Origin of the sequence: Micromonospora sp. NPDC005254, from assembly GCF_042872525.1 — a bacterium.
Lineage (GTDB): Bacteria > Actinomycetota > Actinomycetes > Mycobacteriales > Micromonosporaceae > Micromonospora.
Genome location: NZ_JBIAKM010000008.1, coordinates 341,961 through 367,742, shown reverse-complemented (window position 1 = coordinate 367,742; position 25,782 = coordinate 341,961). Strand labels below are relative to the sequence as shown.

Annotated in this window: 23 protein-coding genes; 15 read left to right on the top strand and 8 right to left on the bottom strand. The window is 72.8% G+C overall.

The window, feature by feature from the left end; genetic code table 11:
* From ACFYPR_RS24990 to ACFYPR_RS24955, 8 genes are all read left to right on the top strand, one after another.
* Positions 1-501: a DUF456 domain-containing protein gene (locus ACFYPR_RS24990; RefSeq protein ID WP_354857609.1), complete on the top strand. Its 501-nt coding sequence runs from the start codon at positions 1-3 to the stop codon at positions 499-501.
* 300 nt (positions 502-801) lie between these two features.
* On the top strand, positions 802-2,388 hold the full coding sequence (locus ACFYPR_RS24985) for an amino acid permease (protein ID WP_354857612.1): 1,587 nt from the start codon (positions 802-804) through the stop codon (positions 2,386-2,388).
* Between the two features lie 127 nt (positions 2,389-2,515).
* Positions 2,516-3,880, top strand: a complete 1,365-nt coding sequence (locus ACFYPR_RS24980) for a glutamine synthetase family protein (protein ID WP_387262716.1) — start codon at positions 2,516-2,518, stop codon at positions 3,878-3,880.
* Between the two features lie 87 nt (positions 3,881-3,967).
* Positions 3,968-5,323 (top strand): aldehyde dehydrogenase family protein, encoded by a 1,356-nt coding sequence (locus ACFYPR_RS24975; protein WP_387262714.1) that lies wholly within the window; start codon positions 3,968-3,970, stop codon positions 5,321-5,323.
* Positions 5,324-5,328: 5 nt separating this feature from the next.
* Positions 5,329-6,096: a 3-oxoacyl-ACP reductase gene (locus ACFYPR_RS24970; RefSeq protein ID WP_354857619.1), complete on the top strand. Its 768-nt coding sequence runs from the start codon at positions 5,329-5,331 to the stop codon at positions 6,094-6,096.
* Between the two features lie 55 nt (positions 6,097-6,151).
* Positions 6,152-6,907, top strand: coding sequence for a gamma-glutamyl-gamma-aminobutyrate hydrolase family protein (locus ACFYPR_RS24965; RefSeq protein ID WP_387262712.1), 756 nt, complete (start codon positions 6,152-6,154; stop codon positions 6,905-6,907).
* A gap of 46 nt (positions 6,908-6,953) precedes the next feature.
* On the top strand, positions 6,954-7,505 hold the full coding sequence (locus ACFYPR_RS24960) for a pyridoxamine 5'-phosphate oxidase family protein (protein WP_354857623.1): 552 nt from the start codon (positions 6,954-6,956) through the stop codon (positions 7,503-7,505).
* A gap of 195 nt (positions 7,506-7,700) precedes the next feature.
* Positions 7,701-11,360: a SpoIIE family protein phosphatase gene (locus tag ACFYPR_RS24955; protein ID WP_387262709.1), complete on the top strand. Its 3,660-nt coding sequence runs from the start codon at positions 7,701-7,703 to the stop codon at positions 11,358-11,360.
* A 48-nt stretch (positions 11,361-11,408) separates the two neighbouring features.
* Here ACFYPR_RS24955 and ACFYPR_RS24950 read toward each other — a convergent pair whose 3' ends face one another.
* Positions 11,409-11,723 (bottom strand): STAS domain-containing protein, encoded by a 315-nt coding sequence (locus ACFYPR_RS24950; protein WP_354857627.1) that lies wholly within the window; start codon positions 11,721-11,723, stop codon positions 11,409-11,411.
* Positions 11,724-11,818: 95 nt separating this feature from the next.
* On the opposite strand from ACFYPR_RS24950, the gene map reads away from it, so the two are divergent.
* Both map and ACFYPR_RS24940 read left to right on the top strand, forming a co-directional pair.
* Positions 11,819-12,676, top strand: coding sequence for a type I methionyl aminopeptidase (map, locus tag ACFYPR_RS24945; RefSeq protein WP_354857630.1), 858 nt, complete (start codon positions 11,819-11,821; stop codon positions 12,674-12,676).
* Positions 12,673-13,386 carry a VIT1/CCC1 transporter family protein gene (locus tag ACFYPR_RS24940; RefSeq protein WP_354857632.1) on the top strand — a complete coding sequence of 238 codons (714 nt, stop codon included), beginning with the start codon at positions 12,673-12,675 and terminating at the stop codon, positions 13,384-13,386. The genes map and ACFYPR_RS24940 overlap by 4 nt, the downstream gene beginning before the upstream one ends.
* A gap of 6 nt (positions 13,387-13,392) precedes the next feature.
* On the opposite strand, the gene ACFYPR_RS24935 is transcribed toward ACFYPR_RS24940, so the two are convergent.
* The 7 genes from ACFYPR_RS24935 to ACFYPR_RS24905 form a co-directional block, all read right to left on the bottom strand.
* Positions 13,393-14,130: a nucleotidyltransferase domain-containing protein gene (locus ACFYPR_RS24935; protein ID WP_354857635.1), complete on the bottom strand. Its 738-nt coding sequence runs from the start codon at positions 14,128-14,130 to the stop codon at positions 13,393-13,395.
* Between the two features lie 93 nt (positions 14,131-14,223).
* Positions 14,224-14,724 (bottom strand): nitroreductase/quinone reductase family protein, encoded by a 501-nt coding sequence (locus ACFYPR_RS24930; protein WP_354857637.1) that lies wholly within the window; start codon positions 14,722-14,724, stop codon positions 14,224-14,226.
* Between the two features lie 83 nt (positions 14,725-14,807).
* Positions 14,808-17,597 (bottom strand): FtsX-like permease family protein, encoded by a 2,790-nt coding sequence (locus ACFYPR_RS24925; RefSeq protein WP_387262707.1) that lies wholly within the window; start codon positions 17,595-17,597, stop codon positions 14,808-14,810.
* The gene (locus ACFYPR_RS24920) at positions 17,594-18,319 is read right to left on the bottom strand and encodes an ABC transporter ATP-binding protein (protein WP_354857683.1); all 726 of its coding nucleotides are present in this window, start codon (positions 18,317-18,319) and stop codon (positions 17,594-17,596) included. Before ACFYPR_RS24920 ends, ACFYPR_RS24925 begins: the two co-directional genes overlap by 4 nt.
* A gap of 5 nt (positions 18,320-18,324) precedes the next feature.
* Entirely contained in the window at positions 18,325-18,927 is a 603-nt protein-coding gene (locus tag ACFYPR_RS24915; RefSeq protein ID WP_354857643.1) for a PadR family transcriptional regulator, read from the bottom strand.
* Between the two features lie 53 nt (positions 18,928-18,980).
* Positions 18,981-19,418: a ferritin-like domain-containing protein gene (locus ACFYPR_RS24910; RefSeq protein WP_354857645.1), complete on the bottom strand. Its 438-nt coding sequence runs from the start codon at positions 19,416-19,418 to the stop codon at positions 18,981-18,983.
* Positions 19,415-19,942, bottom strand: coding sequence for a hypothetical protein (locus tag ACFYPR_RS24905; RefSeq protein ID WP_354857647.1), 528 nt, complete (start codon positions 19,940-19,942; stop codon positions 19,415-19,417). Before ACFYPR_RS24905 ends, ACFYPR_RS24910 begins: the two co-directional genes overlap by 4 nt.
* Before the next feature lie 154 nt (positions 19,943-20,096).
* On the opposite strand from ACFYPR_RS24905, the gene rimP reads away from it, so the two are divergent.
* From rimP to ACFYPR_RS24880, 5 genes are all read left to right on the top strand, one after another.
* Complete coding sequence (gene rimP / locus ACFYPR_RS24900; RefSeq protein WP_354857650.1) at positions 20,097-20,813, top strand: ribosome maturation factor RimP; 717 nt, start codon at positions 20,097-20,099, stop codon at positions 20,811-20,813.
* Complete coding sequence (gene nusA, locus ACFYPR_RS24895; protein WP_354857652.1) at positions 20,810-21,853, top strand: transcription termination factor NusA; 1,044 nt, start codon at positions 20,810-20,812, stop codon at positions 21,851-21,853. Before rimP ends, nusA begins: the two co-directional genes overlap by 4 nt.
* A 16-nt stretch (positions 21,854-21,869) precedes the next feature.
* Positions 21,870-22,202, top strand: a complete 333-nt coding sequence (locus ACFYPR_RS24890) for a YlxR family protein (RefSeq protein ID WP_266251254.1) — start codon at positions 21,870-21,872, stop codon at positions 22,200-22,202.
* A gap of 93 nt (positions 22,203-22,295) precedes the next feature.
* The gene (gene infB / locus ACFYPR_RS24885) at positions 22,296-25,310 is read left to right on the top strand and encodes a translation initiation factor IF-2 (RefSeq protein ID WP_354857655.1); all 3,015 of its coding nucleotides are present in this window, start codon (positions 22,296-22,298) and stop codon (positions 25,308-25,310) included.
* Between the two features lie 90 nt (positions 25,311-25,400).
* Positions 25,401-25,697, top strand: a complete 297-nt coding sequence (locus tag ACFYPR_RS24880) for a DUF503 domain-containing protein (RefSeq protein ID WP_234588255.1) — start codon at positions 25,401-25,403, stop codon at positions 25,695-25,697.
* The last annotated feature ends 85 nt before the right edge of the window (positions 25,698-25,782 follow it).

The window sequence follows — 25,782 nt, the reverse complement described above, 5'->3', positions numbered from 1 at the left end:
GTGAGCCTGAACGACTCGCAGACGGTGGTGACAGTGGTGGCCGCGCTGGCCATCCTGGCCGGGCTGGCTGGCGTGGTGGTGCCCGGCCTGCCGGCGCTGCCGCTGTGCTGGGGTGGGGTACTGGTCTGGGCGATCTTCGGTGGTGCCGGCCCGGGTGGCTGGGCTGTGTTCGCCGCCGCGACACTGGTCGCTGTCGGAGGCATCGTCGTGAAGTACCTGTGGCCGGGGAGGAACCTCAAACGCACAGGCGTGCCGACGTGGTCCCTGCTGGCCGGGGGCGCGCTCGGCCTGGTGGGGTTCTTCGTGATCCCCGTGGTCGGTCTGCTGCTGGGCTTCGTCGCGGGAGTGTGGGCCGCGGAGCGGCTGCGGCTGGGCAGCAACCGGCTCGCCTGGCCGTCCACCGTGCAGGCGCTCAAGGCGGCTGGCCTGTCCATGCTGGTGGAATTCCTGGCCGGCCTGACCATCGGCGCCCTCTGGGTAACCGGCCTCCTACTAACCTGACCCACCCCCCGCACCCGGGAGCGGAGGGGGCGGCGCGGGGCATTTGTGGGTACGGCGGTTGCCGTACGGAGAGAGAGGCGTGCCCCGCGCCGCCGCGGTGCCGGGCGGTCCGAGTGCCCGGTGGTGGCCCGTCGCGATCGGGCCTGGTCACGGGGTCAAGCATGCGGGCGGGCTGGACGGGCGGCAACGCAATTAGCCGGGACGGCGGTGAGATTCCCACCGGGATCGTATTGACCTGTCTTGATCGGCGGGACGACACTTTGCGCACTCGTTCGCGGAACCACCTCAGGGAGGTGTGCAGTGGCCACGACGCCCGTGCCGACCGCAGAGCAACCGATCGACGACGACGCCCGACGACTCGCCGAACTCGGCTACAAGCAGGAGCTACGCCGCAAGTGGAGTGGCTTCTCCAACTTCGCCATCTCGTTCTCCATCATCTCGATCCTGGCCGGCTGCTTCACCACCTTCGGCCAGGCGTGGAACAACGGCGGGCCGGTCGCCATCTCCTGGGGCTGGCCGCTGATCTCACTGTTCATCCTGATCATCGGGTTCTGCATGGCCGAACTGGTGTCGGCCTACCCGACGGCGGGCGGGATCTACTGGTGGGCGGCGACCATGGGCCGCCCGGTGCACGGCTGGTTCACCGGCTGGCTGAACCTCATCGGACTGGTCGCGGTCACCGCCTCGGTCGACTACGGCTGCGCGACCTTCCTCAACCTCACCCTGTCGGCGCTCTTCGACGGCTGGGCCGGGACGTTGCGGCAGGCGTTCGTCCTCTTCGTGATCATTTTGGCGCTGCACGGCCTCATCAACATCTTCGGGCACCGGATCATCGACGTACTCCAGAACGTCTCGGTCTGGTGGCACGTGGCCGGCGCGGCAGTCGTGGTGGCCATCCTGGTGTTCGTTCCGGACGATCACCAGAGCTTCCAGTTCGTGTTCACCGAGCGGTTCAACAACTCGGGCTTCGGTGACGGGGACACCGGCGGGCTGACGTTCTGGTTCTACGTGCTGCCGCTGGGCTTCCTGCTCACCCAGTACACGATCACCGGCTTCGACGCCTGCGCGCACGTCTCCGAGGAGACCCGGGGCGCCTCGCAGGCCGCCGCGCGCGGGCTCTGGCAGTCGATCTTCTATTCGGCGGTCGGCGGTTGGATCCTGCTGCTGGCGTTCCTGTTCGCGGCCACCGACGTCGAGGCGGTCAACGCCGCCGGCGGCTTCTCCGGCGCCATCTTCGAGTCCGCCCTGACCCCGGTCTTCTTCAAGATCGTCATCATCATCTCCACGATCGGGCAGTTCTTCTGCGGGATGAGCTGCATCACCTCGATGAGCCGGATGGCGTACGCCTTCAGTCGGGACCGTGCGGTGCCGGGTTGGCGGCTCTGGTCGAGAGTGAACCGCAACGGCACCCCGGTCAACGCGATCATCGGCACCACGATCGCCGGCCTGGTGCTGACCCTGCCGGCGCTCTACGAGAGCTCGGCCGGCATCCCGATCGCCTTCTACGCGGTGGTCTCCGTCGCGGTGATCGGCCTCTACCTGTCCTTCCTCATTCCGATCGCGCTGCGGCTGCGCCTCGGCGACCGGTTCGTGCCCGGCCCGTGGACGCTGGGGCGCAAGTACAAGCTGCTCGGCTGGATCGCGGTCATCGAGATCGCGGTCATCGCCGTGTACTTCGTGCTGCCGATCGTGCCGGCCGGCGTGCCCGGCAACGACGACTTCACCTGGTCGGCGGTGAACTACGCGCCGCTCGCCGTGGGCGGGGTGCTGCTGGTGGTCGCGGTCTGGTGGTACGCCTCGGCCCGGAAGTGGTTCGCCGGCCCGGTGCGTACCGTCGAGGAACCCGCGCCGGCGGCCGACCCGGCGCCGGTCGACGGCCCGGCCTGACACCCGCCCGGCGGGACGGTCATCGCGGCCGTCCTGCCGGTGCGGTCACCGGGTTTGCCGCCCTCGGCCCCGGGGGCATTGACGGTGATCCGGTTTGCCAGTAGACCTTGGTGATGGAGGCCCGCGAATGACGAAAGCTCCGCTCACGCTGGAACAACTGCGGGTCGCCGTCGCCGAGGGCGAGATCGACACCGTCGTGCTGGCCCTCGTCGACATGCAGGGCCGCCTGCAGGGCAAACGGTTCCACGCGCCGTTCTTCCTCGACCAGGTGGTGGCCAACGGCAGCGAGGGCTGCAACTACCTGCTCGCCGTGGACGTCGACATGAACACCGTCGACGGGTACGCGATGTCGAGTTGGAAGCGCGGCTACGGCGACTTCGCGATGGTGCCGGACTTCGCCACCCTGCGTCGGGTGCCCTGGCAGCCCGGCTCCGCCCTGCTGCTGGCCGACCTGACCTGGCTGGACGGCTCCGGTGACGTGGTCGCCTCGCCTCGGCAGATCCTGCGCCGGCAACTGGACCGGCTGGCCGAGCACGGGCTCACCGCGTACGCCGGCACCGAACTGGAGTTCGTGCTGTTTCGCGACTCGTACGAGGATGCCTGGCGGCGCGGCTACCGCGACCTCACTCCGGCCAACCAGTACAACGTGGACTACTCGCTGCTCGGCACCGCCCGGGTGGAGCCGCTGCTGCGCCGGATCCGCACCGAGATGGCCGGCGCCGGGCTGACCCCGGAGAGCGCCAAGGGCGAGTGCAACCTCGGCCAGCACGAGATCGCCTTCCGCTACGACGAGGCCGTGGCCTGCGCCGACCACCACGTCATCTACAAGAACGGGGCCAAGGAGATCGCCGCTCAGGAGGGCATGGCGATCACCTTCATGGCCAAGCCGAACGAGCGGGAGGGCAACTCCTGCCACATCCACTTCTCGCTGCGCGACCGGACGGGCGCCTCGGCGATGCTCGGCGACGGGCCGGCGCACCTGTCGGAGACCGGGCAGCGGGTGCTCGCCGGGCTGCTCGCCACCATGCGGGAGTTCAGCCTGCTCTTCGCCCCGAACATCAACTCCTACAAGCGCTATCAGCCGGGCTCGTTCGCCCCGACGGCACTGCGCTGGGGGGTGGACAACCGCACCTGCGCCCTGCGGGTGGTGGGGCACGGGCAGGGCATGCGGGTGGAGAACCGGGTGCCGGGGGCCGACGTCAACCCGTACCTGGCGATCGCCGGGTTGGTCGCGGGCGCGCTGCACGGCATCGAGCGGGAGCTGGAGCTGGGCGAGGAGTGCACCGGCAACGCGTACGACGATCCGCAGGCCGAACGGGTCCCCGGCACATTGCGCGACGCACTGGCGCTCTGGGAGGCGTCGACGGTGGCCCGGGAGGCGTTCGGCGACGAGGTGGTCGCCCACTACGCCAACCAGGCAAGGGTGGAGCTGGCGGCCTTCGACGCGGCGGTGACGGACTGGGAGCTGACCCGTGGCTTCGAGCGCCTCTAACCCCTGGTCCGTCCTCCGTGATCTCGCACGTTGTGTCGGTGGTTCGTGTAGCACCTGCAAGATTGCGCAGGGGTAGGGGGTAGCGGCGTGACCGTGGTGGTGGATCCGGCCAGCGGGGAGGGGTTTCGGGAGGTTTCCGGGGCCTCGGTGGCGGAGGTGGACGCGGCGATCGCGCGTGCCGCGACGGTGTTCGAGGCGTGGCGGGTCGTCGCGCCGGGGGACCGGGCCCGGCTGCTGCGGCGGTTCGCCGCCGTCGTCGACGCGCACCTGAACGAGCTGGCCGCGTTGGAGGTCCGCAACTCCGGGCACACCGTCGGCAACGCCCGCTGGGAGGCCGGCAACGTCCGCGACGTGCTGGACTACTACGCCGGAGCGCCGGAGCGGTTGACCGGACGGCAGATCCCGGTGCCCGGCGGCCTGGACGTCACCTTCCACGAACCACTCGGTGTGGTCGGCGTGATCGTGCCGTGGAACTTCCCGATGCCCATCGCCGCCTGGGGGTTCGCCCCGGCCCTCGCCGCCGGCAACACAGTGGTGCTCAAACCCGCCGAGCTGACCCCGCTCACCGCGCTGCGCCTGGCCGAGTTGGCGCGCGAGGCCGGCCTGCCCGACGACGTGTTCACCGTCATTCCGGGCGAGGGCGCGGTGGTGGGGGAGCGGTTCGTCAGCCATCCGGCGGTCCGCAAGATCTGCTTCACCGGCTCCACCGAGGTCGGCACCCGCATCATGGCCGGCTGCGCCGCCCAGGTGAAGCGACTCACCCTGGAGTTGGGCGGCAAGAGCGCGAACATCGTGTTCGCCGACGCCGACCTGGAGCGCGCCGCCGCGACCGCGCCGGGCGCGGTCTTCGACAACGCCGGCCAGGACTGCTGCGCACGGTCGCGGATCCTGGTCCAACGCCCGGTGTACGACAGGTTCCTGGAACTGCTCGAACCGGCGGTACGCGCGGTGCGGGTGGAGGACCCGTCCCGGGACACCGCCGAGATGGGTCCACTGATCTCGGCGGCCCAGCGGGACCGGGTCGCCGGCTACGTGACCGGGGCGACTGTCGCCTTCACCGGCTCCCGCCCGGACGGCCCCGGTTTCTGGCACGCGCCGACGGTGCTGCTGGCCGACTCGCCGGCCGACCGGCACTGGCGGGAGGAGATCTTCGGACCGGTGGTGTCGGTGCTCCCGTTCGACGACGAGGCGGACGCGGTCCGGCTCGCCAACGACACCGAGTACGGCCTCTCCGGCTCGATCTGGACCCGGGACGTGGGCCGCGCGCTGCGGATGGCCCGCGCCGTCGAGTCGGGCAACCTCAGCGTCAACTCGCACTCCTCGGTGCGCTACTGGACCCCGTTCGGTGGGATGAAGCGTTCCGGGCTCGGCCGTGAGCTGGGCCCGGACGCGCTGCACTCCTTCACCGACGTCAAGAACGTGTTCATCGCGACAGAGGAGTAACGCCAGTGCAGGGTCGATTGCAGGACCGGGTGGCCGTGGTCACCGGAGCGGGCAGCGGCATCGGGTTGGCCACCGTGCGGCGGTTCGCCGCCGAGGGGGCCCGGGTGGTCTGCGTGGACATCGACGAGGCGGCTGGCGAGAAGGCCGCCGAGGAGTGCGGCGGCGAGTTCGTCCGCACCGACGTGGCCGACGAGTCGGCGGTCCGCGACCTGTTCGACGGGGTGGCCGACCGGCACGGCCGGGTGGACGTCGCGTTCAACAACGCCGGCATCTCCCCGCCGGACGACGACTCCATCCTGGACACCGGCCTGGACGCGTGGGAACGGGTCCTCCGGGTCAACACCACGAGCGTCTACCTGTGCTGCAAGTACGCGATCCCGCACATGCGCCGCCAGGGCAAGGGCTCGATCATCAACACCGCCTCGTTCGTGGCGCTGATGGGCGCGGCGACGTCGCAGATCGCGTACACCGCCAGCAAGGGCGGGGTGCTGGCGATGACCCGGGAGCTGGGTGTGCAGTTCGCCCGCGAGGGCATCCGGGTCAACGCGCTCTGTCCCGGCCCGGTGGCCACCCCGTTGCTGCTGGAGTTGTTCGCCGCCGACCCGGAGCGGGCTGCCCGCCGACTGGTGCACGTGCCGATGGGCCGGTTCGGGCAGCCGGAGGAGATCGCCGCCGCGGTGGCGTTCCTGGCCAGCGACGACGCCTCGTTCATGACCGCCGCGCAGTTCGTGGTCGACGGCGGGATCACCGGCGCATACGTGACTCCCCTGTGAGCGCGAGGAGTGAGCCGATGTTGCGAGCCCCGCAGTCGCGAACGCTGGCCGTCCGGTGAGGCGGCCGCTGATCGGGATCAGCGCGTACGTCGAGCCCGCCGACTGGGCCGTGTGGCGCGGTGTGCGGGCGGTGCTGGTGCCGGAGGCGTACGTGCGGGCGGTGACCGCTGCCGGTGGTCGTGCGGTGGTGCTGCCCCCGGACGACTCCGACGGTGACGTGCTGGCGGTCCTCGACGGGCTCCTGCTGGCCGGGGGCGCCGACGTCGGTCCCGGGCGGTACGGCCAGCAGCCGCACCCGCGGAGCGAGGACCGGCCGGACCGGGACGCCGGTGAGCTGACCCTGCTGACGGCTGCCCTCGCCGCCGACCTGCCGGTGCTGGGTGTCTGTCGGGGAATGCAGCTGCTCGCCGTGGCGTACGGGGGCACCCTGCACCAGCACCTACCCGACGTCGTCGGTTCGGAGGCGCACCGTCCGGCCCCGGGGGTCTACGGCACCCATCCGGTGCGGTTCGCGCCGGGGAGTCTGGCGGCGAGGACGCTGGCCGGGGTGGACCGGGTCAACTCGTACCACCATCAGGCGGTCGCCACGCCGGGGCGGCTCGCGGTCAGCGGCTGGGCGGCGGACGGCGTGATCGAGGCGGTTGAGGACCCGGACCGTCCGTTCGTGCTCGGGGTGCAGTGGCATCCGGAGAACGAGCCGGACCCGCGTCCGATCACGGCGTTGGTCCGGGCCGCCCGCCGGCGAGCGTCCGGCCCGCCGGTGCGGGTCCGCCACGAGGGCGTGGACGCGGCGGGGTCGTCGACGGTGTGACGCAGGTCGCCCCGGCGGGGGACGGGCGCGATGGGAGGATCACCGCATGGGCAAGGTCTATCCAGAGATCGACGGTCGTCTGCGGGAGTTCATCGCGGGCCAGCCGGTCTTCTTCGTGGCCACCGCGCCGTCCGGGCCCGAGGGGCACGTCAACGTCTCGCCGAAGGGCATGACGGGCACCTTCGTGATCCTCGGCCCGCACCGGGTGGCCTACCTGGACTACCACGGCAGCGGCGCGGAGACCATCGCCCACCTGCGCGACAACGGCCGCATCACGCTGATGTTCTGCGCGTTCGACGGGCCCCCGAAGATCGTGCGCCTGCACGGCAGGGGCAGCAGCGTCGCGGTGACCGAGGCGGGCTACGCGGATCGGCTCGCCGAGTTTCCCGCGCCGCCGGACGTGCACGCCGTGCGGGCCGTGATCACGGTCGAGGTCGAGCGGGTCAGCGACTCCTGCGGTTATGCCGTGCCGCTGATGGACTACCGCGCGGAGCGTGACCTGTTGCTTACCTCACACTCCCGCCGTACGGCCGATGATCTGGTGACCTACCGCGCCACCAAGAATGCCGCGAGCATCGACGGACTGCCGGTCTTCTGACAGGTCAGGGCGCTCCCGGCGGCCTCCCTGGGCCCGCGTACGCCCCCGCGCTGCCGGGTCGGCGACGGGTGCGGCACGGGTAACCAGCGTCCAAGGGGCGTCATGCGTTACGTTGCTGGTCCGCCGGGGTACAAGTCGGAGCACGGCGCGTGAAGATCAACGGCTGCGGGGTACGGCCGAAGCGGGGGAGGCTGCATGAGCTCGGCCCAGGGGGGCGCGGATGCGGGGCATTCCTTCGCGGACGTCCACGAGATCTCCCCGCTGCTCACCGCCGCGTACGCGGGCGGCGGTGAGCTGGGTGAGCGAATCCGCGCCTTCGACTGGTCCACCCACCCCCTGGGCGGGCCGTCCGGCTGGCCGGCGGCGCTCTCCAACGCGATCGGCATGATGCTCTCCTCCAGCGCGCAGATCGTCATGTTCTGGGGCGACGACCAGCTCGCCTTCTACAACGACGCCTACCGGCCGACCATCGGCAGCAAGCACCCGCACGTGCTCGGCCAGCCGGCCCGACACCACTGGGCCGAGACGTGGGACGTCCTCGGTCCGCTGCTCGACGGGGTCCGGCGCACCGGGCTCTCCTACCGCGGCGAGGACCACCCCTTCCTGCTGGACCGCTCCGGTTTCGTCGAGCAGACCTACTTCGACGTCTCGTACGACCCGATCCGGGGTGCCGACGGCGCGGTCAGCGGCGTCTACTGCATCGTCAACGAGACCACCGGGCGGGTGGTGGGCGAACGCCGGCTGCGGGCGTTGTCGGAGCTGGGCACCGAGCTGGCCGACGTGATCAGCGCGGGCGAGCTGGGCCGGACCGCCGCCGACGTGCTCGCCCGGCACTCCGCCGACGTGCCGTTCGCGCTGATCTACCTGGCCGACTCCACCGGCCGGTTCACCCTGACCGCCGCCAGCCGCGTCGACCCGGCCGCGGTCAATGTCCCGCCCGACACGTTCGGCGAGCTGGTCGCCGAGGGCTCGCCGGCCACCATCGAGGTGAGCGGTCTGCTCGCCCAGCCACCGGCCGACGCCGCCGACGTGGCGCTCGTGCTGCCCGTCAAGGCGGCCAACGAGACGGTCGGCGCGCTGGTCGCCGGCGTCGCCCGCCAGCTGCCGCTGGGCGACGAGTACCGCGACTTCCTCGACCTGGTGGCCGCGCAGATCTCCCGCGCGGTGGGCACCCAGCGGGCGTACGAGCAGGAGCGCGCCCGCGCCGCCGAGCTGGCCGCGCTGGACCGGGCGAAGACCAACTTCTTCGCCAACGTCAGCCACGAGTTCCGTACGCCGTTGACCCTGGTGCTCGGCCCGCTGGAGGACATGCTGGCCGACCCGGAGCTGCCCGCCGCCTACACCGACCGGCTCGTCGTGATGCACCGCAACGCGTTGCGACTGCTCAAGCTGGTCAACACCGTGCTCGACTTCTCCCGACTGGAATCCGGTCGGCTGGCCGCCCGCTACCAGCCCACCGACCTGGCCGGCTACACCGCCCGGCTGGCCAGCACCTTCCGCTCGGCCACCGAGCGCGCCGGGCTGCGCCTGGTGGTGGACTGCCCGCCGCTGCCGGCGCCGGTCTTCATCGACCGGGACATGTGGGAGAAGATCGTCCTCAACCTGGTGTCGAACGCGGTGAAGTTCACCTTCGACGGCGAGATCCGGGTGCGGATCCGGGCCGACGACGCCGTCGCCCGGCTGGAGGTCACCGACACCGGCGTGGGCATCGTGCCGGCCGAGTTGCCGCACGTCTTCGAGCGGTTCCACCGGGTGCCCGGGGTGCGCGCCCGCACCCACGAGGGCACCGGGATCGGGCTCGCGCTGGTCCGGGAACTGGTCGAGATGCACGGCGGCGACGTCGGTGTGACCAGCCAGATCGACGAGGGCAGCACCTTCACGGTGACCGTCCCGTTCGGATCGGCGCACCTGCCCGCCGACCGGGTCGCCGCGTTCGCCCCACTGCCCACGGGCGAGCCCGAGCAGGCCCGGCTGTACGTGGCGGAGACGGCCCTGTGGGCCGACGAGGACATGCCCGGGCCGACCGACCGTCAGCCGACCGACGCGGCCCCGGCCGGCCGGATCCTGGTCGTCGACGACAACGTCGACCTGCGCGAGCACGTGACCCGGTTGCTTTCCCCGACCTGGGAGGTGGTCACCGCGAGCGACGGTCTGGCGGCCCTGACGCTGGCCCGTGCGGGCGGGTTCGACCTCGTGCTCACCGACGTGATGATGCCCCGGCTGGACGGGTTCGGCCTGGTCGGCGCGCTGCGCACGGACCCCCGCACCCGCGACGTGCCGATCGTGTTGCTCTCCGCCCGCGCCGGTTCCGCCGAGGCGGTCGCCGGCCTCTCCGTGGGCGCCGACGACTACCTGACCAAGCCGTTCTCCGGGCAGGAGCTGATCGCCCGGGTCCGCGCCAACGTCGAGCTGGGCCAGCTGCGCGGGCAGATCATCCGTCGGCTTCGGGCGCTGGCCGACGCGGCGGTGGCGGTCAACACCGCCCGTTCCACCACCGATGTGCTGCACGTCGCCGCCCGGCACGCGCTCAGCCTCGCCGAGGCCGCCCGGGTCGTGGTCACCGCGGCCGGCGCCCGCGCCGAAGCCGACGGCGGTGGCGTCACCGCCAACGACCCGTCCTTCGTGGCCGCGCTGACCGGCACCACCCGCGAGCAGCTCGGCGAGTTGCGGGTCTGGCAGGCTGCCGGCGACGACGCGCAGGCCGACGAGGCCGCGCTCACCCAGCTGGCCCGGCTGGTCGGCGTTCGGCTGGAGAACGCCCAGCTCTACGAGGCCGAACACCGCATCGCCGCCACGTTGCAGCACAGCCTGCTGCCGAGGTCGCTGCCCCAGATGCCGGGCGCGGTCGTCGCGAGCCGGTACCTGCCGGGCAGCGCCGACGTCGAGGTCGGTGGGGACTGGTACGACGCGATGAGGCTCGACGGAGACGACCTGGTGCTGGTCATCGGCGACGTGGTCGGCAAGGGCGTCCAGGCCGCCGCGGCGATGGGGCAGCTGCGCAACGCGCTGCGGGCGTACCTGCTGGAGGGCTTCGACCCGGGTGAGTCGCTGACCCGGCTCAACCGGTTGGTCGGGTCCACCGAGGGGCGCTCGTTCGCGACAGTGGTCTGCCTGCTGTTCAGCCCCCGTACCGCCCGGCTGCGCTACGCCAGCGCCGGTCATCCGTCCCCCCTGCTGATCCGAGGAGACGACGTGGCGTTCCTGCACGACCGCGCGCTCGGCCCGCCGGTCGGCGTCATCCCCGACACGACGTACCGGACGGTCGAGGGGGAGCTGCCCGCTGGCAGCCGGCTGCTGCTCTACACCGACGGGCTGATCGAGGACCGTCAGCTCGGTATCGACGCCGCGCTCGCGCAGCTGCGCGCCGACGCCGCCACCCCCGGCGAACACGTGACGGACCTGATCGACACGGTGGTCGAGCGGGTCACCGGACGGCCGCGCCGCGACGACGTGGCGGTGCTCGCCCTGGAGGCGGCCGAGCTGAACCGGTTCGCGTTGCGGCTGCCGGCGGACCCGACCCGACTGAGCGTGCTGCGCAAGCGCCTGGAGGACTTCCTCGTGGCGCACAACGTCGGCGAGACGGACCTGTTCGACCTGACCGTGGCGGTGTCGGAAGCCGCCGCGAACGCCATCGAGCACCCCGTCCAACCCGCCGAGGCGGTGATCAGCGTCGAGGTGGCCATCGAGGACCGGACGGTGATCGCCACCGTGCGCGACACCGGGCAGTGGCGGGAGCCGACCGACTCCGGGTTCCGGGGGCGCGGCCTGTCACTGATCAAGGCGCTGGGTGACCTGATGGTGCGGCGTACCGACGAGGGCACCGAGGTGACGCTGCGCCGGCAGTTGCAGGGCTGACCCCGGACCCGGTGGCCGGGGTGCCGGCGGCCGGGTGCGTCGGCGATCTCAGACCGGGTCGAGCCAGCCCTGGTCGCCCAGGCCGGAGATCTCCAGCACCCGGCGGACCTGCCGGGACGGCAGCACGGTGAGCGTGCCGGAGAACTGCTGGGCGAGCCGGACCAGGGCGTGGATGGCCGCCGAGTCGAAGAAGGTCACGGCGCGCAGGTCGAGGGTGATCCGACGGGCGGGCTCGCGCAGGGCGGTCTGGAGCATCGTGTCGGCGGTCGCCATGTCGACCTCGCCGGTCACCACCACGCGGAGGTGCTCTCCGTCGATCTCCGCGCTGGCGGAGAAGACGGGTGGTGCTCCCCCTTGATCCACGCAGACACCATGGCACAGCCGACCTGGCAGGGCAACAACCGGGACTGCCGGGCCGTGGCACGGGTCACCAGCTCCTCCGGCGATAGGCTTGGGGCATGACCGTCCGTCCGCCGCTGACCCCAGGCACGCTCTCCCCGATGCGACCGGTGCCCGCCCACATTCCCCGCCCGGAGTACGTGGGTAAGAAGAGCCCGCAGCAGTGGCGCGGCTCGCACGTGCAGACGCCGGAGACCATCGAGAAGATGCGGATCGCCAGCCGGCTCGCCGCCCAGGCGACCCAGCTCGCCGGTGAGCACTGCAAGCCCGGCGTGACCACCGACGAGATCGACCGTCTGGTGCACGAGTTCCTCTGCGACCACGACGCGTACCCGTCGACGCTCGGCTACCGGAGCTACCCCAAGTCCTGCTGCACCAGCGTCAACGAGGTCATCTGCCACGGCATCCCGGACTCCACCGTCCTGACCGACGGCGACATCATCAACGTCGACGTGACCGCGTACATCGGTGGGGTGCACGGTGACACCGACGCCACCTTCTGCGTCGGCGAGGTCAGCGAGGAGGCCCGGCTGCTCGTCGAACGCACCCACGAGGCGATGATGCGCGGCATCCGCGCGGTCGCCCCGGGCCGCCAGATCAACGTGGTGGGCCGGGTCATCGAGTCGTACGCCAAGCGGTTCGGCTACGGCGTGGTCCGCGACTTCACCGGCCACGGGATCGGCGAGACCTTCCACAGCGGGCTCTACGTGCCGCACTACGACAGCCCCCGCCCCACCGACATCATGGAGCCGGGGATGACCTTCACCATCGAGCCGATGATCACCCTCGGCACCTACCAGTACGACATGTGGGACGACGGGTGGACGGTGGTCACCAAGGACCGCAGGTGGACCGCCCAGTTCGAGCACACCATCGTCGTCACCGACGACGGCCACGAGATCCTGACCCTGCCGTGACCGACACTCCCGCGGCCCTGCGCGAGGCACACCACGCGGACGTCTCCGGCGGCTGGCTGCGCCCGGCCGTCTTCGGCGCGATGGACGGCCTGGTCACCAACATCGCCCTCATCGCCGGCGTCGGCGGCGGTGGCGTGTCGCCGCGCAGCATCGTGCTGACCGGGTCCGCCGGCCTGGTGGCCGGTGCGATCTCGATGGGGCTCGGCGAGTACACGAGCGTGCGCTCGGCCAACGAACAGGTCGCCGCCGAGGTGGCCAAGGAGCGGCGCGAGCTGGAGCGGCACCCCGAGGCGGAGGCCCGCGAGCTGGCCGACGCGTGGGTGGCCCGGGGCCTGCCCCGCGACCTCGCCACCCAGGTCGCCGAGGCGGTACGGCGGGACCCGGAGGAGGCGCTGCGGGTGCACGTCCGCGAGGAGTTGGGCGTCGACCCCGACGACCAGCCGAGCCCCTGGGCGGCGGCGATCTCCTCGTTCCTGTTCTTCTCGGTGGGGGCGCTGATCCCGCTGCTGCCGTACCTGCTGGGCGCCACCGAACTCTGGCTGGCGCTCGCCGTGGGTGGGCTCGGCCTGTTCGCCGCCGGTGCCGTGGTGGCCCGGTTCACCAACCGACCCTGGTGGACCAGCGGCCTGCGTCAACTCGTGCTGGGCGCCGCCGCGGCCGGCGCCACCTACCTGGTCGGCTCACTGATCGGAGTGCAGGGCGGGCTGTGACGCCGGTCAACCGGTGAGCAGCTCGTCGATCGTGCCGTCGACCGGGCGGCCACGCGCCGCCAACTCCTCGGCCTGCCGCGCCAGCACCGCGCCGACCTCCGTCATGTCCGCGCCGGCCAGCCCCGTGCGCCGCACCGCGTCACCCGGATCACGGAAGTAGGTGCGGCCCAGCAGGCCGGTCACGGTCGCCGCGGCCAACCGCGCCTCACCGAGCATCAGCAACGCCTGGTCCGTCTCGTACCACTCGGCCAACCGGGCGGCCCGGGAGTGCGCCGCGCTACCCCGGTACCAGGCCTGCCGCGCCGCGGTGCTGAACTCCGTCGGCCGGGCCCGGGCGAGCCGGCCGAGATGCTCGTCCCGCAACGTCCGCAGCCAGCTCGTCGGGTCGTAGAGGGACCGGGTGGTGACGTACCGGTCGGCCGTCAGCGGCCACAACGGGGAGAGCACCCGGGCCTGCCCGAGGTAGTCGTCGGCGGCGGCCACGGTCAGATCGACAAGCACCCCGTCCACCCGCCGGGTCGCCGGCGGCGGCCCGGCGCCCGGCCGGTAGGTGACCACCAGCATCCCCACCTCACCGTCCCCGCCACCGTCGTCGTCGCCGTGCGCCAGGGGACCGTGGACCGCGATCGCGAGCACCTCGGCCGGAAACCGCCGCCGGACCACCTCGGCGACCCGCTCCGCCACCGTCCACCGTCGATCGTCGAGGCTCCGGTCGACACCCGACCGCTCACTGCTCGCGCTCACTGGTCAGCCTTTGTTCGCGGCTGCGGGGCTCGCAGGACCGGCTCACTCCTCGCGCTCACGGGTCAACCTCCGCCTGAAGCGACTGGCGTCAGCCTAGCCAGCCGACGGGGGGTCGGCCGGCACGCCGCGCCCGGTCGGCACCAGCCGGAAGATGCGGATCTCCCGGCCGCCGGCCCGCTCGACGTACGTGCGGTACGCCGGCCACTCGGTGACCAGCAGGTGCCACAGGCGGTCCCGTTCGGCCCCGGTGGCCGGGTCGGCCCGCACCGGGAACCGGCGACCCTTCACGTCCACCTCGGCGGCCGGGTCGGCGAGCAGGTTCATCGCCCAACCGGGCTGGTGGGTCTGCCCCCAGTTGGAGCCGATCACCGCGTACGCGTCGCCGTCGGCCACGTAGAGCAGCGGATTGCTGCGCGGCTTGCCCGAGCGGCGACCGGTCGTGGTGATCACGAGGGACGGGAGCACACCGAGCGCGACCACCCGGCCCCGGGTGAGCCGGCCGACGATCCGGTCGGCGGGGACCAGCAGGCGGGCGGCGGACCCGAACCAGCGGTGGTGGCCGAGTCGACGGGTGAGGGTTGCGAGCGCTGACACGTGGCTCAGTCTGCCGGCTGCCCCGCCCCGACGGCACCCCCGGACGGTCCGGTTCCGGCCCCCGGCCCCCGGGTGGCCCGGGTTCAGTCCAGGCGCCGTTCGATCGGCAGCCCCGACCGGGTGAACAGGCCCGCGCCGAGCATCGCCACCACCGGCACCAGCACCAGCACGCCCAGCGCCGGCCACGGCACCAGGTACGGGTACGGCTCCCGTGCCGGCCAGGCCGTGGCGTACTCCCGGTTGGCCGAGAACAGCACGATCGCCGCGGTGCCGAGCCCGGCCACGATGCCGAGCACCGAACCGAGACCGGCGATCACCCCGGCCTGACAGATCGCCAGCAGTCGGCGTACCGCAGGGGCCGCGCCGACCGCGGCGAGGGTGGACAGTTCGGCGCGGCCCTCCGCGGCGGCGAGCGCCGTGGCGATCCCGGCCGCGCCCACCGTGATCATTCCGGCCGCCGCGGCGAGCAGCAGCAGCAGCGGTGAGTCGTCGCGCGGGGCGGCGCCCTGCTCCACCTGGAGGGAGAACGTCCCGAAGGCCCGCAGGTCCTTGGCGAATCGATCCTGCCGGCGCTGGCTGGGCGGCGCCGGAGTGTCGACCACCCAGCCCGCCTGGACAGGGCTCAGACCGAGTTGTCGGGCGGCGGACGCGGAGAGCAGGAGGCGTGGCTGGCCGACCGTGGGCGGCAACGCGTACCCGGGCAGGTCGTGCCGGGTGGTGGTCGCCTCGTCCCGCCCGGCCCGCACCTCGTTGACCTGCACCGTCACCCGGCCGTCGTGCAGGTAGCGCGGGTCGGTCACCACCACGCCCCCGGCGCGCAGCACGGCGGTGGCGGCGGCGGTCGCCGCCGCGTCGGCGCCGGTGAGCAGCGGCAGCGCGCTGCCGTCGTCCACCACTGTCTCGACGCCGTTGCCGAAGTAGTCCGCGGCACGGTTCCGGCAACGCGGGTCGGCCCGCGCCTGGCGACGCTGCGTCGCCGACAGCCTGTCCCCGGGCACAAAGGGGCAGACGCGCTCGGGCGGGATCTCCGGCCCGACGGAGCAGTAGTCCGCCGCGCCGTCGGTCGAGGAGCAGAGCGGCGTGCGTACGGGTGCGACGGCGGTGGCGCCCAGCTGCGCCCGCGCGACGGCGTCGATCTGGGCCAACGTCGGCTCCGGCTGCCGGCCCGGCTCCTGGGGGTTGATGAGGACGTGACCGGTGGGCAGCATCGGCTGGTAGGTGCGCGCGTCGCGGACCCCGTCGCTGGCCAGGTATCCGCCGAGCGCGACGCTGCTGGCCACCGCCGCCATCACGGCGCAGATGGCCGGCGCCGCGGCGGCCCGGTTGCGGCTGGCGTCGCGCAGCGCGATGCGGGGCGCCAGCGGCAGCACCCGGCCGAGCCGGGCGAGCGCGCCGATCAACGTCGGCGTGCAACAGACCAGGCCCAGCTCACCGAGGATCAGGCCGGTCAGGATCACCGCCGGTGATGTCCGGCTGGCCCCGAACGCCGCGAGCGCCGCCCCACCGACCACCAGCGTCAACCCGAGGGTCAGGGCGCGGGCCCGGGGCGGCGGCGGGGTACGTCGCCCGGCGAGCCCGGCGACGACGTCCTGCCGGGCCGCCGTCCAGGCCGGCGCGAGCGCGGCCAGCACCCCGGCCAGCACCGCGACCCCGCCGAGCACGACCAGGGCCGAGGGCCAGCAGCGGTACCCGCCGAAGCGGGCGCCGAAGACGTACTGCTCCATGAGTGGACGACCGGCGAACGCCGCGCCGACACCGAGCAGCAACCCCGCCGCGGCGCCCAGCACGCCCAGCACCACCCCGTCGGCGAGCACGACCCGACGCAGTTGGGCCGCGTCCCCGCCGGCCACGGCAACCAGCGCCAGGTCCCGGCGCCGACGGCGGACCCCCACGGCGAACGCCGGTCCGACCAGCAGCACGACCTCCAGCAACCCGAGACCGGCGATCAGCACGCCGGTGCTCAGGTCGGTGGTGTCCGCGTAGCCGATCCAGCTGCGGGACGACGTCGCCGAGGCGGGTAGGTGGCGCGGCGCGACCACCACCCCGTGGTCGTTGAGCCGCGACACCATCGCCGCGTCGACGACGCCGGGCACGTCGACCAGCCAGCGGCTCTCCGTCTGCGGATCGGCCCGCCCGACGGCCGCCGGGTGCAGCGCCATCACCGGGCCGAGGTCGTCGGGAAACTCGACAACCCCGACCACCGTGTACGTCCTCGCCCGGTCGGCGGTGGCCACGGCGTCGCCCAGGCGTACGTCCAGGCGGCGCAGCGCCGCCGGGCTCACCGCGACCTCGCCGGGCTGCTGCGGCGCCCGCCCCGACCGGAACCGCACCAGACTCCGGGCCAGCGGGTCGGCGAGGTCGAGAACCCGCCCCTGCAGGGTCTCGTCGCCTCTCGGGCCCCGCACCGTCACCGGGCCTCCGGCGCGGACCTCGGTGACCCGGCTGCCGGGGCCGAGCAACGCGGTCACCTCGGCGGCGGTGGCCGGGCGGCCGATCGCTGACTGGCTGTCGTCACGGGGATACCAGCTGTCGCCCCACTCGTCCTGGATGACCGGGGTCTCGGCGAACCACCGCAGCTCCGCGTCGGCGACGCCGAGGCGGCGGTCGACACGCTCCTGCGGGGTCAGTTCGGACATGTCGTAGCTCGCGGCGAGGAAGGCCAGCACCAGCACCGGCAGGGCGATCATCGCGAGCACCAGGGCGGTACGCCGACGTGCCCGGCGCGACTCGCGTCGGGCGATCCGCAGCGCCGCCCGCCACGAGCCGGTCAGTTCGGCGAACCTCCGCCGCCCGACGGGCGTGGGCGGTGTCACCGGCCCGACCGCCGGGGGATCGACGCGGCGGCGTGCCAGCGGCGTCCGGCGCAGGGTCAACGGTCGCTGCCGGACAGCAGTTGCTCGACGCTGCCCAGCGGGGCCGTCGTGTCGACCAGCACGCCGTCGCGCAGGAACACCACCCGGTCGGCCCAGCCGGCGTGGCGCGCTTCGTGGGTGACGAGGATGCCGGCGGCGCCCGCGTCGACCCGGCGGCGCAGCAGGTGCAGCACCGCCTCGCCGGTCTGCGAGTCCAGCGCCCCGGTGGGTTCGTCGGCGAGCACCAGCCGCCGCTCGCCGACCAGCGCGCGGGCGATCGCCACCCGCTGCTGCTGACCACCGGAGAGCTGGTCCGGGAAGCGGTCACCCAGCGCCGGCAGGCCCACCTCGGTCAACGCGGCCAGAGCCGCCGCACGGGCCCGCCGGCCGCCGACGCCGTCGAGCTCCAGCGGGAGCGCGACGTTCTCCAACGCGCTCAGGCTGGCCAGCAGGTTGAGCTGCTGGAAGATGTAACCGATGCGGCGGCGGCGCAGCTGGGCCAGGCCGCGGCGATCCAACGCCCCGAGCGGCTGGCCCTCGACCCGGACGTCGCCGCGGGTCGGGCGGTCCAGCCCACCGGCGAGGGCCAGCAGCGTCGACTTGCCCGAACCGGACGGGCCCATCACGGCGACCAGCTCGCCCGGCCGGACGACCAGGCTGACACCGCGCAGCGCGTGGACCGCGGCCGGGCCGGACCCGTGGGTGCGGTGGACGGCGCGCAGCTCCAGCACCGCGTCGTCCATTCCGCTCACCGTCGCGCCTCCTCGTCGGCCCACCGCGCGCCGTCGGACGCCCCGGCGTCGGGCGGCCGGGTCGGGGGTGGCGTCGGCCCGTTGGGCTGGAGCCGGACCAGACTGGTCTCGCAGTGGTCCAGCCACCGCACCTCAGCCTCGGCCTGGAACACCATCGAGTCCAGCACCAGCCGCCACGGCAGGTCCTCCGGGCGGTCGCTGCCGTACTTCAACCGGGTCAACTCCTGCAACGTGCGCATGGTCGCGCTGCGCTGGGCCTGCACCACCGAGCGGACGTCCACCCCGGGGGTGGTGAGCGCCAGGGCCAGTTTGATCGCCAGCTCGTCGCGGGGGCGGTCGGTGCGGCTGATCGGGGTGGCGAACCACAGCGCGAGGTCCGCCCGGCCGGCGTCGGTGATCTCGTACGGGCGCTGCCCGGCCTCGCTCTCCGGCAGCGGGCGCACCAGACCGTCCCGTTCCAGCCGGGACAGCGTGGTGTAGACCTGCCCGATGTTCAGCGGCCAGGTCGAGCCGGTCGACTCCTCGAACGCGGCGCGCAGCTGGTAGCCGTACATCTGGCCGCGTTCGAGAAGGGCGAGCAGCCCGTGACGGATGGACATGGCAACGGAGTATGCATACCTGGTATGCGCTCCGCAACCGGAGTGGACCAGGTTCAGGTCGGGCGGCCGGGAAATGCGACAGTCGCCGGGGTCACCCCTGCGGTCTTGCGCCACCGCGTGGCCCGTACGGCGTACTCGACCAGGGCGGCCAGCGCCTGGTCGCGGTCCGGGCCCGTGGTGGACGCCAACGCGGCCCGCCAGTGCGCCGCGGTGCGCTCCTCCACCTCGACGGCCAGCCGCAACGCGCTCGCCCGGTCGATGACGGGAAACGGCAGCGCGTACCCGGCCCGGCCCGGTGGAACGGTGCCGCCGGTGGTGCTGAGCTGCACGACCAGCCCGTCGCGCCGTCGTCGGTGTGCGGCCTCCGCCTGGTGTGCGGCCTCGCGTGCCGCCCCGGTGAGCCGGACGCCGATCCGCCCGTAGGCGTAGATGGCCGCGTACTCGGCGGAGAGGGCGGCGGCGAGCGCCTCCCCGGAGGTGGGCTGCCTCACTTCAGTGCCTCCTGGTGGGTGGCCCGCGCGGCGGCGATCGACCCGAGCAGCGCCGCCCGCTCGGCGGGCGCCGCCGCGCAGGCCGCGGTGGCGGACTGCTGTGCGGTCTTCTCCCGCGCGCGCAGGGCGGCCAGCGCGCCGGCCGGCTCGGTCGCCGCGGTGGCGCTCGGGTCGGCGGCGGGTGTGGACGGGAGAGCGAGGCCGATCACCCGGGCCAGCTCGGTGGCGTGCGCGGTGTGTGTCTCGGCGATGGGGCCGAGGCGGTCGGCCAGCTCCGGGTGGGCGGCGGCGCTCGCCCGGTACGCGGCGGCCAGGCCCAGCGACTCGTCGACCATCGGGCGCAGCGGGTCCGGCGGTGGCGCCGGCTCGTCGTCGCGGTCGAAAAGATCACAGCCGGTCAGCGGCGCCGCTGCGCAGCCGAGCGCCAGCAGCGCCCCGACGCGCAGGAGGTTTCGCCGGTTATGTCCGGATACTTGGTCGCGCGGTGTCGTTCTGCCGATCCCCACCGGGCCAGTGAACACCATCCGGGCCGGTCCGGGGGCCATCGCCGTCGGTGCGCCGCCCGGTCCGCCGCCGGGCAGGCGCGTTACGCTCTGCGCAGCCACCGGCGCGTCCGCTCCGGTGGCGTGCCGGCATGGCGGGACGAGGGTCCCGGTCGACCAGGGAGAGGGTGCGCAGATGACGCAGCGTGGCCGTGCCACCAGGTCGACGGGTCGACCCCGCGACGGCGCGGGCTCCCGCGGTCCGCGCGACGGCGCCGCCCCGCGCGGCGGCGGTGATCTCGCGGCACGGCGTACCCGGCTGCGGACCGTGATCGAGCCGGTGGTCAACGGCGTGGGCTACGACCTGGAGGACCTGTCGGTCTCCCGGGCCGGCCGCCGGCACGTGGTGCGGGTGATCGTGGACGCCGACGGCGGCATCGACCTGGACGCCGTCGCGGACGTCTCCCGCGCGGTCTCGGCCGCCCTGGACGCCGCCGAGGAGACCGGCGGCGACATTCTCGCCGGGGAATACCAGCTCGAGGTCAGCTCGCCGGGTGTGGACCGGCCGCTCACCCTGCCCCGGCACTGGCGGCGCAACGTGGGCCGGCTGGTCAAGGTCACCGTCCGGGGCGCGGTCGCGCTGCCCGGCCAGCGCGGCGAGCAGCCCTCCGGGGACCGCCAGCTGACCGGCCGGGTGGTCGGGGCCGACGACGAGGGCGTGCGGCTGGAGACCGACGACGGCCAGACCGTGTGGGCGTACGCCCAGCTGGGCCCGGGCCGCGTGCAGGTCGAGTTCACCCGCCTCGCCGAGCTGGGTGAGCCGGACGAGTTCGACGACGCGGACGAGACCGACGAGAACGACGATTCAGACGACATCGACGACGAAGATGATGTGGAGGACGAGGAGAGGTGAACATCGACCTCGCGGCGCTGCGCGCACTCGAGCGCGAGCGGGAGATCCCGTTCGACACGATTCTCGCGGCGATCGAGACCGCGTTGCTGACCGCCTACCGGCACACCGACGGCGCCGAGCCGCACGCCCGGGTGGAGATCGACCGCAAGTCCGGCGCGGCCCTGGTGTACGCGCAGGAGATGGACGACGACGGTTCCCTGGTGCGCGAGTGGGACGACACGCCGCACGACTTCGGGCGGATCGCCGCGATGACCGCCAAACAGGTGATCCTCCAGCGTCTGCGGGAGGCCACCGACGAGGTGCACTTCGGCGAGTACGTGGGCCGCGAGGGTGACCTGGTCACCGGCGTGGTGCAGGCGCACGAGACCCGTACCGAGAAGGGCATCGTCAGCGTCGACCTGGGCAAGCTGGAGGGCGTGCTGCCGCAGTCCGAGCAGGTGCCCGGCGAGCGGTACGCGCACGGCGAGCGGATCCGGTGCGTGGTGGTGCACGTGGCCAAGGGCATGCGCGGGCCGCAGATCACCCTGTCCCGGTCGCACCCGGCCCTGGTCAAGAAGCTGTTCGCGCTGGAGGTCCCGGAGATCGCCGACGGCACGGTCGAGATCGGCGCGATCGCCCGTGAGGCAGGTCACCGTACGAAGATCGCCGTCCGTTCCACCACCCCCGGGGTGAACGCCAAGGGCGCCTGCATCGGCCCGATGGGCCAGCGGGTGCGCGCGGTGATGAGCGAGCTGCACGGTGAGAAGATCGACATCATCGACTGGTCGGACGACCCGGCCACCTTCGTCGGTAACGCGTTGTCGCCGGCCAAGGCGCTGCGCGTCGAGGTGGTGGACCTGGCCGGTCGGGCCGCCCGGGTGACCGTCCCGGATTTCCAGCTCTCGCTCGCCATCGGCCGCGAGGGGCAGAATGCCCGACTCGCTGCCCGGTTGACCGGTTGGCGGATCGACATCCGGTCCGACGCGGAGCAGACCGCCCCGGCCGCGCGCGGCGCGGCCGAGCATGTGCCGGAGCCGGGCGGCGCGATCTCGGGCAGCTAGGGGTAGACTTCCTCCAGTGGTACGACGCGCGCAGCCGGAGCGCACCTGTGTGGGTTGCCGGCAACGTGCGCCGGCCAGCGAATTGCTGCGGGTCGTCGCGATCGGGGACGAGGCTGGTCACAGCCTCCGGCCTGATCCGCGCCGCAGGCTGCCGGGTCGGGGAGCGAACATGCACCCGGATCCGGCCTGCTTCGCGCTGGCGGTGCGGCGCCGAGCCTTCGGGCGAGCGCTGCGCATCACCGAGGTCCTCGACCACGGTGTGCTGGCAGAGCACGTCGATGCGCCAACCACTACGTCCGGTCAGCCCGACCGGGCGAGGGTCGCTAGCAGGGTAGGACGACCGACATGAGCACACGATGAAGTCCCTGAAATGACCAGGCTTCAAGTGCACGAGTGAGGTCGCTGCGGGTGCTGCCCGCACGACCTCGGAGTGAGGAGTGCAGTGGCAGGCAAGGCCCGCGTACACGAGCTTGCAAAAGAGCTCGGGGTCGAGAGTAAGACCGTTCTCGCCAAGCTGAAGGAAATGGGCGAGTTCGTCAAGTCCGCGTCCAGCACGGTCGAGGCGCCCGTCGCCCGACGGCTGCGTAACGCATTCGTCGCGTCGTCCGGTGCTCCGGCGCCGGCCGCCCCGTCGGCGCCCGCGCCGACGCCGGCTTCGACGCCGACCCCGACGCCGTCTCCGACCCCGGGCGCCCCCCGGGTCTCGGCGAAGCCGATGCCGCCTCGGCGGCCGGCCGCGCCGGCACCCGGTCCGAAGCCCAAGGGTCCGGTGCCCGGTGCGCCGCAGTCCGCGGCCCCGGTCGCCAAGCCGGCGAGTGCCCACGACATCGAGGTGGCGGCCGCGGAGGCGCGTGCCGCCGCGCTGAAGGCTGAGCAGGAGGCCGCGGTCAAGGCCGCGCAGGCCGCCCGCCAGCAGCAGCGGGAAAACCCCGTTCGCCGGGAGCCTCCGGCAGACGGCAACCGCCCCGGTCCGCGGCCGGGTCCGGCCGCGATGCCGCCCCGTCCCGGTTCGCCGGCCGCTCGGCCGAGCACGCCGGCGCCGGGTCCCGGTGCCCGACCGGGCGGTCGTCCGCCGGCGCGCGGCGCCGGTAACAACCCGTTCGGCATCCAGGGTGGCCAGCAGCAGCGGCCGCCGGCCGCGGGTGCGGGTGGCCCCCGGCCCAACAGCCCGGCGGGTATGCCGCCGCGGCCGAGCCCGAACTCCATGCCGCCGCGGCCCAGCCCGGCGTCCATGCCGAGTCAGCGTCCGGCTGCCGGTCGTCCCGGCCCGGGTGGCGCCGGTCGTCCCGGTGGCGGCGCGGGTCGCCCCGGTGGCGGTGGCGGCGGTTTCCGTGGTGGTCCCGGCGGCGGCGCCGGTGGTGGCGGCGGTTACCGCGGCGGCCCCGGTGGTGGCGCGGGTGCCGGCGGTGGCGGTGGCTACCGTGGCGGTCCCGGCGGCGGTGGCGGTGCTCCCGGCGGTGGTTTCCGTCCGGGCGCTCCCTCGGGCGGCGGCGGTCGTCCGGGTGCCGGCGGTCGTGGCCGTGGCGGCGGCGCCGCGGGTGCCTTCGGGCGTCCGGGTGGCCGGCCGACGCGTGGCCGCAAGTCCAAGAAGCAGCGCAGACAGGAGTTCGACAACCTGTCGGCTCCGACCATGAGCTCGGGTGCTCCCCGGGGTCAGGGTCAGGTCGTCCGGCTCTCCCGTGGCGCCTCGCTGTCGGACTTCGCCGACAGGATCAACGCCAACCCGGGTTCGCTGGTCCAGGAGATGTTCAACCTGGGCGAGATGGTCACCGCGACCCAGTCCTGCTCTGACGACACCCTGCAGCTGCTGGGTGAACACCTCGGCTTCGAGGTGCAGATCGTCAGCCCGGAGGACGAGGACCGCGAGCTGCTCGCGCAGTTCAACATCGACCTCGACGCGGAGGTGGCCGAGGAGCGTCTGGTCAGTCGTGCGCCGGTCGTGACCGTCATGGGTCACGTCGACCACGGTAAGACCAAGCTGCTCGACGCGATCCGTAAGGCGAACGTCGTGGCCGGCGAGGCCGGTGGCATCACCCAGCACATCGGTGCCTACCAGGTCCACGTCCCGCACGAGGGCGAGGACCGCGCGGTGACCTTCATCGACACCCCGGGTCACGAGGCGTTCACCGCCATGCGTGCCCGTGGTGCCCAGGTGACGGACGTCGTGATCCTGGTGGTCGCGGCCGACGACGGCGTGATGCCGCAGACCATCGAGGCGTTGAACCACGCCAAGGCGGCCGACGTGCCGATCGTGGTCGCGGTCAACAAGGTCGACAAGCCGGAGGCCAACCCGGACAAGGTCCGCCAGCAGCTGACCGAGTACGGCCTGGTCGCCGAGGAGTACGGCGGCGACACCATGTTCGTCAACGTGGCCGCGAAGCCGGGCATCGGCATCGAGGAACTGCTCGAGGCTGTCCTGCTGACCGCCGACGCGTCGCTGGAGCTGACCGCTCCGATCGACGGGCCGGCGCAGGGTGTGGCCATCGAGGCGCACCTGGACAAGGGTCGCGGTGCGGTGGCGACGGTGCTCGTGCAGAAGGGCACCCTGCGGGCGGGCGACTCGATCGTCGCCGGTGGGGCGCACGGCCGGGTCCGGGCCATGCTCGACGAGAACGGCAACCAGCTCACCGAGGCCGGTCCGGCGCGTCCGGTCATGGTGCTGGGTCTGACCGCGCCTCCCGGCGCGGGCGACACGTTCCTCGCCGCGGCGGACGACCGTACGGTGCGGCAGATCGCCGAGCAGCGGCAGGCACGGCGGCGGGCGGCGTCCTTCGCCAACTCCCGTGGTCGGGCCACTCTTGAGACGCTCATGGAGCAGCTCAAGGAGGGCGAGAAGACGTCGCTCAACCTCATCCTCAAGGGTGATGTCTCCGGTTCGGTGGAGGCCCTGGAGGACGCGCTGTTCAACCTCGACATCCCCGAGGAGGTCCAGCTCAAGGTCCTCGACCGGGGCGTCGGCGCGATCACCGAGAGCAACGTCATGCTCGCGAGTGCCTCGTCGGAGCCGGTCACGATCATCGGCTTCAACGTGCGGGCCTCGAACAAGGTCCGCGAGATGGCCGACCGCGAGGGCGTGGAGATCCGGTACTACACGATCATCTACCAGGCCATCGAGGAGATCGAGGCAGCGCTCAAGGGCCTGCTCAAGCCGGAGTACGAGGAGGTCGAGCTGGGCAGCGCGGAGATCCGCGACGTCTTCCGCTCGTCCAAGATCGGCAACATCTCCGGTTGTATCGTCCGGTCGGGCATCATCCGGCGCAACGCGAAGGCGCGCCTGCTGCGGGACGGGGCGGTCGTGGCGGACAACCTCACGATCACCTCGCTCAAGCGGTTCAAGGATGACGCCACGGAGGTCCGCGAGGGCTTCGAGTGTGGTCTGACCCTGGGTGGTTACAACAACGTCCAGGTCGGCGACGTCATCGAGACCTTCGAGATGCGGGAGAAGGCTCGCGCCTGATCCGGCAGTGACACGCTGATCAAGGGGTTTACGCCAACCGGCGTAAACCCCTTGATCATGCGGGGCGGGTTGCCGGTATCGTCCGGGGCGATGTTCACCGGAAACGCGGTCTTCGACCTGCTGCTGCCGGGCGACTCCCGGTCGCTCAAAGCCAAGAGATCATATGTACGGCCGATCGTGGCGGCGCTGCGCCGCTTCGAGGTCTCGGCCGCCGAGGTGGGTGCGCTCGACCTGCACGGTCGAGCGGAGATAGCGGTGGCCGTGGTCGCCGCCGAAGCGGCGCACGTCCGCGAGGTGCTCGACTCCTGCGAGCGCCTGGTGGCCGCGCGTCCCGAGGTCGAGTTGTTGTCGGTCCGACGCCGGCTGTACGGCGTGGACGACGACTGAAACGGGGTGCCGGCGGTGCCGGGCGACCGGTGCCGCCGCGAAGGTAGTGTTCGAGATGTTGGCCGGTCGGGCCGGCGGCCCCCGG